This is a genomic window from Bacillus cereus (assembly GCF_025917685.1).
Lineage (GTDB): Bacteria > Bacillota > Bacilli > Bacillales > Bacillaceae_G > Bacillus_A > Bacillus_A cereus_AT.
On sequence record NZ_CP089518.1, the window covers coordinates 282,501 to 290,000 of the forward strand.

A 7,500-nucleotide genomic window follows, 5' to 3' on the forward strand; every position below is an offset into this window, starting at 1 on the left:
GAAGATGCAGGTTACCCGCGACAGGACGGAAAGACCCCGTGGAGCTTTACTGTAGCCTGATATTGAATTTTGGTACAGTTTGTACAGGATAGGCGGGAGCCATTGAAACCGGAGCGCTAGCTTCGGTGGAGGCGCTGGTGGGATACCGCCCTGACTGTATTGAAATTCTAACCTACGGGTCTTATCGACCCGGGAGACAGTGTCAGGTGGGCAGTTTGACTGGGGCGGTCGCCTCCTAAAGTGTAACGGAGGCGCCCAAAGGTTCCCTCAGAATGGTTGGAAATCATTCGTAGAGTGCAAAGGCATAAGGGAGCTTGACTGCGAGACCTACAAGTCGAGCAGGGACGAAAGTCGGGCTTAGTGATCCGGTGGTTCCGCATGGAAGGGCCATCGCTCAACGGATAAAAGCTACCCCGGGGATAACAGGCTTATCTCCCCCAAGAGTCCACATCGACGGGGAGGTTTGGCACCTCGATGTCGGCTCATCGCATCCTGGGGCTGTAGTCGGTCCCAAGGGTTGGGCTGTTCGCCCATTAAAGCGGTACGCGAGCTGGGTTCAGAACGTCGTGAGACAGTTCGGTCCCTATCCGTCGTGGGCGTAGGAAATTTGAGAGGAGCTGTCCTTAGTACGAGAGGACCGGGATGGACGCACCGCTGGTGTACCAGTTGTTCTGCCAAGGGCATAGCTGGGTAGCTATGTGCGGAAGGGATAAGTGCTGAAAGCATCTAAGCATGAAGCCCCCCTCAAGATGAGATTTCCCATAGCGTAAGCTAGTAAGATCCCTGAAAGATGATCAGGTTGATAGGTTCGAGGTGGAAGCATGGTGACATGTGGAGCTGACGAATACTAATAGATCGAGGACTTAACCATATAATATGTAGCAAATGTTATCTAGTTTTGAAGGAATATGCCTTCATAGTTTGGTGATGATGGCAGAGAGGTCACACCCGTTCCCATACCGAACACGGAAGTTAAGCTCTCTAGCGCCGATGGTAGTTGGGACCTTGTCCCTGTGAGAGTAGGACGTCGCCAAGCAACCTTAAGACGAGTCAGAATGACTCGTCTTTTTTGTATGCTTTCATACCTCGATTAATTGCCTTTTTAACTCCTTCTAAATAAGCGAACCCATATTTTTTATCAGGTTCTAAGTAAGTACCTTCTGCCCACTCATTCCACGCATTAATAAATAAAAACTCGCTATTATAAAGGGAGTATGCACGATGAATTTGCTTACTTAAATACATTGTGAACTTCTCAGGGGTAGAACCTATGAAAATACTACTGTTTAAATCTTTGCGGCGAGCTGTATTATCCCAATCAACAAAAGCTCCAGGGAATATTTTTTTCTTTGAGGGAGATCGTTTTAATATATACATCCATACTTTATCGTAGTCCCAAGCATTTAATTGCATACCAGACTCATATATTGTTTTATTTATGTCTGAAGAGCTATCATGGGAAATTGTATAAAAAGGTTCAAATTGAACGCTAGCGCCGAATCCATTTATATGTGGAATTGGAAAGCTGTTTAGTGTTTCTACAAAAAATATACCTTTTAAACCATTTTCTTGTGCTAGTGTATTCCAATAATTAAGCATCTTTTCACAATCAGGAATATGTCCTGGGCGATAAATAATGAATAGAGGCTTACCATCTATACGAATATATCTTTTATCTTGGAACGCTTGTAATAAATATTCAAAGTGCTCTTTCCAATCCGATACATCTCCATAATCTTGAGGCATTAATATATGTTTATCAAGACCATCCCAAGTTTTTGTCCATGGTTCATTTGCCCAAGAAAGGCAAAATGGAAAATCTGGTTCGCCAATCTTAAGTACCTCATTAAAAGGTGTTTCTAATAGCCTCTTACCTTTAAACCAGTAGTGATAATAACAAAAACCATATATGCCGTATGCTTTAGCAATTTTTGCTTGCCATTTTCTTACGGATGGGGTGGTTAAGTCATAATAAAAATCTTGATAAGGTTCCCTAGGTTGATAATGTCCTGAAAATAAAGGTTGTGCATTTTTAGTATTTGTCCATTCAGTAAAACCTTTACCCCACCATCGATCATTTTCTTTTATTTGATGGAATTGTGGTAAGTAAAAAGCGATTATTTTCAAGTTATATCCCCCTTATGTTCTTTGGAGTTCAAGTGGTGGGAAGTTACTTTTGATTTTGTGGAGCAAGTTTAAAACAAGAGATTTGTTATTTGCGCACTGTTCTTTTTATGCTACGTATTGGATTTGGTTTTACAGTTTGCTTAATATGAGAGCCTAGGATGCTTTGATATATATGGCTGAAATAAAAAATGTCGTTCATCATGAAATTTAGTGTATTATGATGAACGAAAGGAGTTACTCTTTCTGGAGAACAGATAAAGCCTGTGGTAGTCGGTTTACATCATCAAAAAAATCCCGCAACTTTAGGTACTTCTCATAATGTTTTTTAATATAAGTCATAGGTATAACAGTTTCGCCGTAAAAGCTGCTATTTCTAACATTTCCTGCACCAGTAGGACTGTGGACAAAATTGCCGCTCTCATAATCCGAGATGGCGCGATGTATATCTGGAAAAGCTTGAGATAAAGTTTTATGCCATCCTGTTTGAATTAATTCAGGATGTTCTTTAAATTGTTGACAAAAATCGAGAAAATATCGTGCCTGTGTTGTGGCAATAAAAATTCCGCCTGGACGAAGTATTCTTGAAAATTCTTTTATCCAATTTTCTGCAGTTTCTTCAGATAAATGTGAGAATACGGAATAAGCGAATATGATGTCTAATGAATTGTCGTGAATAAATTCTACAGGAGGTTGTGGACTTGCTGTTTTATATATACCCCTTCATAATGTTTCATTACAAAGAGTGATCATTGCAAGATCCACATCAATGCCGAGTAGATTTTGATCAGAGACATCTTTAAATAAGAAACGTATAATTCTTCCCCATCCGCAACCAAAGTCTAAAACTTTACTTTCTTTATTCAAGGGAACACCTAAATTTTGAGCGTATGTTTTTATATGGCTATAAAACAAATATGCTTCATATAGGGCGTGTTCATAGGAAGCACCTACAAATTGTTTTTGAATTTTTTCAGGGGGGAACGTAGGTACGGGGATGCCGTTTATAGTTGTTTGTGAGAAACTTTGTATAAATAGATTTAGAAGTTCGGCGTCAGATAATGGACTAACAAGGTTATCAAAATCACTTCCTAACTTAAAGTTATTCATTTGTTAAACCTCCGAATTACATAATGATAAAAATTATTTACGAGCTTTTTGTACTAATAAAAACATGCAAAAATTCAGCATCTAATCCTAGGGATCTATCCTTTTGTAAATAAACAATAGTATACATATTTGCATGTGTATAAATATATTCAATCATATCTTGCCCCCAATCAAATGTTACTAAAGATCCATTCTCATCGATAGGGTTTCCATGATAAATGGGCTCTTCAATATACTCAATCACTTCTTTATTCACTCTCGCTCTTTGCAAAGTCTTTGTAAGTGTATGATACCAAGGGACAGTAAATACATGAGCACCACCAGGCTTTAATACTCGTTCTATTTCTTTAAAGGCCTTGTTTGGTGTCATGACATGTTCAAAAACATCTTGAGTAATGAATAAATCAAAAGATTCATTTTGGAAGGTCATGTTTTCTAAGTTCTCACATCTAATTCCTTGAAAGTATTGGCCTTGAGGATAGTTTTTAAAGTATTGAGAATATGTATAGTTTTTGCAGTTTTTTATTAGTAGCTGAGTTGTAATTCCCCCAGGAGAGGATTCGTGGATATTATAGGAACCCCATTTTGGAAAAAATGTATTTAAAACATGGATTAAAGCTCGTTGCCTCGGTATAGAGTGGCATGTAGGACATAAGTAATGATCTCTAAGCCAATCATTATGCTCTATAAATGTAGTTTCCTTCTCACAAATAACGCAGTATCCATTATTGTGTTTCAAATTACCTTCCACATGACATCACTCCTGTGTTAAATGCATATGACACACACGTCAACAATCAGCGAAAACAAAGAGAGTGGGTGAAAATTAGGGAACCCATAAAAGTAAGATTGGTAGAAGGGAATAATTAGCGGGGGAGAACCCCACGCTAATTAAAGTTTCACTTTATGCTATGCGATACATTCACTTTTATTCATTGAAGAATGTATAGACTTAAAATATCCCTTTTGTGTACGGATACATTTCAAAGTCCTGTGCATATATTTCTGTAACTAAATCCATGGTTTCTTTATCATAAAAGCTTTCATATGTCGGAAAGCGAGGGAAGGATGCATCTGTAATGCTAAGTTCTGCATAGCTTCCCGTATAAAGCATCTTATGAGCGCGATGATGATTTGAATTTGTAAGAAGCGCTAAATTGGATTTAGTCAAATCGTACATGTGTTCTATATTGGTGATTTGTGTATTAAAATCTTCTAAAGGAATATAGCATTGGATGAAGTTTTCTTCACCTGGGACGTATTGCTGACTAAAATGTATATCTATTGCTAGGGAATTGGAACCGAATGCTTGAACGTAATATAAAAATTGTTTAAATGATATTCCTTGGTTACTATGTTTGTCATTATAAAAATAATGCCGGATACTTTCCCATTGAGGGCTAGCATATGGATTGTCAGCAAGCAATAAAAAGGAACTGACCGCCCTTGTATAGGGGTTTCGTACAAGTTTATAAACATCTTTTTTTGCTTCTAGAAGACCATTTTGTAACTCGGGTATGTAATTTATATTGTTTTTATACACCCAGAACTCATAGTAATGAATAAAGTCATTGTATTTCTTTGCTTCAGGAAATAATCCAATTTGAAAAAAGAACCAATTAGCTAATGTGGTACATCCGCTTCTATGGCTCCAGAATAGTATAAGTGGAAAGTCTTTATGGAAATGTGGAATTCGATCTTTATGTAGCATTACATGATTTAAAAGCTCTTGATTTACATTCTTCATAAATTTAGTACTCCTTTTTGAAAGTTTTATTCACGGAGAGGGTTCTTTAAATAGAATAAACGAGTGAGAATATGGGAAAGGAAGTTTTTATTAATCTAATATATTCATGGAAATAAGTAAATATTATGAGTGTTTTTTGCGGTCAGCTTAGATAAGATAGCGATTCTAAAATGAAAATATAAAATAAAGATAATGAAAATTTATAAGGAGCATACAATTATAAGAGGATGAATAATAGAAGTGACCAAGTTCATTTATTTGTATTTCTAGGTGTGACGAGTAAAAATTTTATTACTAGAGAGGATATTATGAGGAAGAATAATTATTTAATAGTAGGTGGGAATAGTTTCATTGGTATTAATCTCGCAATAGGTTTATTAAAACAGGGTCAAAATGTAAAAGTATTTTCCAGACATATAAATAATTTCCCTCAAAATATTATAAGTGAAGTTGAATTTATTAGAGGTGATTTAGAAAATGTTGAAGATATATATAAAGCTTTAGTGAATGTGGATATCATTATTTATTTAGCTGCAACGTCTAATGTAGCAACTTCAATTGAAGATGTTTTTGGAGATATTAACAGTAGCTTTTTTTTTCTTAATTTCATGGAAAATGTTAAAGATTTTCAGATTAAAAAAATTGTATTAGCGTCTTCTGGAGGTACGGTTTATGGTGAACCTGAATATTTACCTATTGATGAGAAACATCCATTAAAACCACTTTCTCCATATGGGATAACAAAAGTGTCGCTTGAGAATTATTTGTATTTTTATAAGAGGAAATATGGAATAGACTATGTTGTATGTAGATATTCTAATCCATATGGAAAATATCAAAATCCTTTAAAGAAAGTTGGGGCAATAAATTGTTTTTTGTATCAGCATCTCAGTAATGAAAGGATTAATATATACGGGAATCCACAAGAGATTATTCGAGATTATATTTATATCGATGATTTAGTTGAAATCACGATACAACTATCGCAATTTAATCGATTGAAATCTTGCGTATATAACATAGGAAGCGGCAAAGGTCTCTCTTTAAAACGAATTATAGTAGAATTGGAGAAATTAACAGAAAGAAAAGTGGATTTTATCTGTTATAAACAAAAACAAGAGAATGTTCAAAAAATCATTTTGAATATAGATAGGGTAAGACAAGAATTTAATTGGGAACCTAAAATAGATTTCAAAAGTGGAATTAGATTAAACAAGCTATGGATTGAAGAGTTCTTATATAGTGAAAAATAATAAACCATGCCCCACTTGTATATAAGTAGGGCATGGTTTATTATTTTATTTCTTTTTGTATTACCCAAAGGTCTTGATGTTCCCACCAAAAACCTTCAGTGTATTTTTTGATGATAGGGTTATAAGGTAATAATTTAATTTTTTCACATACGTAAGAGGGACTAACGATCGTTTGCCCGTATTGATTAACATCTAAATCCAATTGTTCACTGGAAGGGAGAAACCAATAACCTTGTTTATCTAAATCTGGAAAGTTGAAGTACTTTTTACTTTGATATCCGTGAGTTGTGAAAATGAATAAGCCACCGGGTGAAACAGCGTTATACAATGTTTGAAGCCAACGAAACCAAGTTGTATCAGGCATATGAGAAAAAAAGGATAGACAAAAAACAATATCATACGTAGATGAGGTCAATTTTACCTGTTCAGGTTCAGGATGAGATAATATAGAAGAAGTATTTAATGTACTTTCAATAAAAGTAATAGCTTCTTCGTGTATATCACATGTAGTTAGACGTAAGTCTGTTTGTATATTTATTAAATGCCGTGTTACGCAGCCGTATCCGGATGCAAATTCTAATACTTTAATTGGATTGTCTATAGGAGTGTAAAAGGAAGTAATTAAGTCTAAGAGTATTTCTGCTGAGTTTTTTCCATCTTTAAAATAATAATCTATCGCTTCCTTTTTAGAAGGGAAGACGGGATTAGTGACAAGGAATTGAAAAATGTGATCCTCAGGATGGATGTTTGCATTTACATTGTAGGTGTTTGCGATTTGAGAAATTAAATCTTTATTTTCCTCTATAAATTCTTTCAAAGAGTATTCCCCCTAAATCATAGTAGTATCTTACAAGAGATACTGATGGTGAGGAAAGTATATAGTTAAATCTTCAAATATGCTTTAAGATACTTTCTATATGTGTACATTTTCATTTTAGAAATGTCGTCGATAGTAAAGGTTTCTTTAATGAAATTCTGCATTTGTACAACTTCACTGTAATGAGAATATGGATCTTCGGTTTTCGTCACACTATTTGTATGTCGTCTATGATAGTTTAGGGGTTTTGGATTGAAGTAAATATTCCCCTCTTTAAGAATAGAAACATAGAAAAACCAATCACCAGCCACTTTAAACTTTTCTAATTGTTTTTCTGTTTTTTTTATATCTATGTTTTTAAAAACTACACTTGAGACATTAGGTATGGTGTTTTTGATAAGTAACGTATCTTGTATTTCATCTGTCCCTTTTCGAAAATAAGAACTTTT

General features: G+C 35.2%; 6 protein-coding genes, 2 rRNA genes and 1 pseudogene (2 of these 9 running past the window's edge). 3 read left to right on the forward strand and 6 right to left on the reverse strand.

Annotated elements, in window-relative coordinates; genetic code table 11:
- A 23S ribosomal RNA gene (locus tag LUS72_RS01585) occupies nt 1–871 on the forward strand; it begins 2,051 nt to the left of the window's first position.
- A gap of 49 nt (nt 872–920) precedes the next feature.
- Nucleotides 921–1,036, forward strand: a 5S ribosomal RNA gene (rrf, locus tag LUS72_RS01590).
- A 14-nt stretch (nt 1,037–1,050) separates the two neighbouring features.
- Here rrf and LUS72_RS01595 read toward each other — a convergent pair.
- From LUS72_RS01595 to LUS72_RS01610, 4 genes and pseudogenes are all read right to left on the reverse strand, one after another.
- Complete coding sequence (locus LUS72_RS01595) at nt 1,051–2,127, reverse strand: glycosyltransferase WbsX family protein (RefSeq protein ID WP_264448511.1); 1,077 nt, start codon at nt 2,125–2,127, stop codon at nt 1,051–1,053.
- 234 nt (nt 2,128–2,361) lie between these two features.
- Nucleotides 2,362–3,234: pseudogene (locus LUS72_RS01600) on the reverse strand (methyltransferase).
- 37 nt (nt 3,235–3,271) lie between these two features.
- Complete coding sequence (locus LUS72_RS01605) at nt 3,272–3,985, reverse strand: class I SAM-dependent methyltransferase (protein WP_097833488.1); 714 nt, start codon at nt 3,983–3,985, stop codon at nt 3,272–3,274.
- A 201-nt stretch (nt 3,986–4,186) separates the two neighbouring features.
- Entirely contained in the window at nt 4,187–4,981 is a 795-nt protein-coding gene (locus tag LUS72_RS01610) for a sulfotransferase family 2 domain-containing protein (RefSeq protein WP_097833489.1), read from the reverse strand.
- A 308-nt stretch (nt 4,982–5,289) separates the two neighbouring features.
- On the opposite strand from LUS72_RS01610, the gene LUS72_RS01615 reads away from it, so the two are divergent.
- Nucleotides 5,290–6,234 carry an NAD-dependent epimerase/dehydratase family protein gene (locus tag LUS72_RS01615; protein WP_264449048.1) on the forward strand — a complete coding sequence of 315 codons (945 nt, stop codon included), beginning with the start codon at nt 5,290–5,292 and terminating at the stop codon, nt 6,232–6,234.
- Between the two features lie 40 nt (nt 6,235–6,274).
- Here LUS72_RS01615 and LUS72_RS01620 read toward each other — a convergent pair whose 3' ends face one another.
- Entirely contained in the window at nt 6,275–7,051 is a 777-nt protein-coding gene (locus LUS72_RS01620) for a class I SAM-dependent methyltransferase (protein ID WP_097833490.1), read from the reverse strand.
- Between the two features lie 65 nt (nt 7,052–7,116).
- Nucleotides 7,117–7,500, reverse strand: the final stretch of a protein-coding gene (locus tag LUS72_RS01625) for a glycosyltransferase (RefSeq protein ID WP_264448512.1). 1,548 nt of this gene lie beyond the right edge of the window; 384 of the gene's 1,932 nt are visible here — the last part of the coding sequence; the start codon falls outside the window, past its right edge; the stop codon is at nt 7,117–7,119.

What these genes read in the sequence shown, in the direction of transcription:
- LUS72_RS01610 (WP_097833489.1), bottom strand. Translation starts at nt 4,981, where the DNA reads ATGAAGAATGTAAATCAAGAGCTTTTAAATCATGTAATGCTACATAAA.
- LUS72_RS01615 (WP_264449048.1), top strand. Translation starts at nt 5,290, where the DNA reads ATGAGGAAGAATAATTATTTAATAGTAGGTGGGAATAGTTTCATTGGT.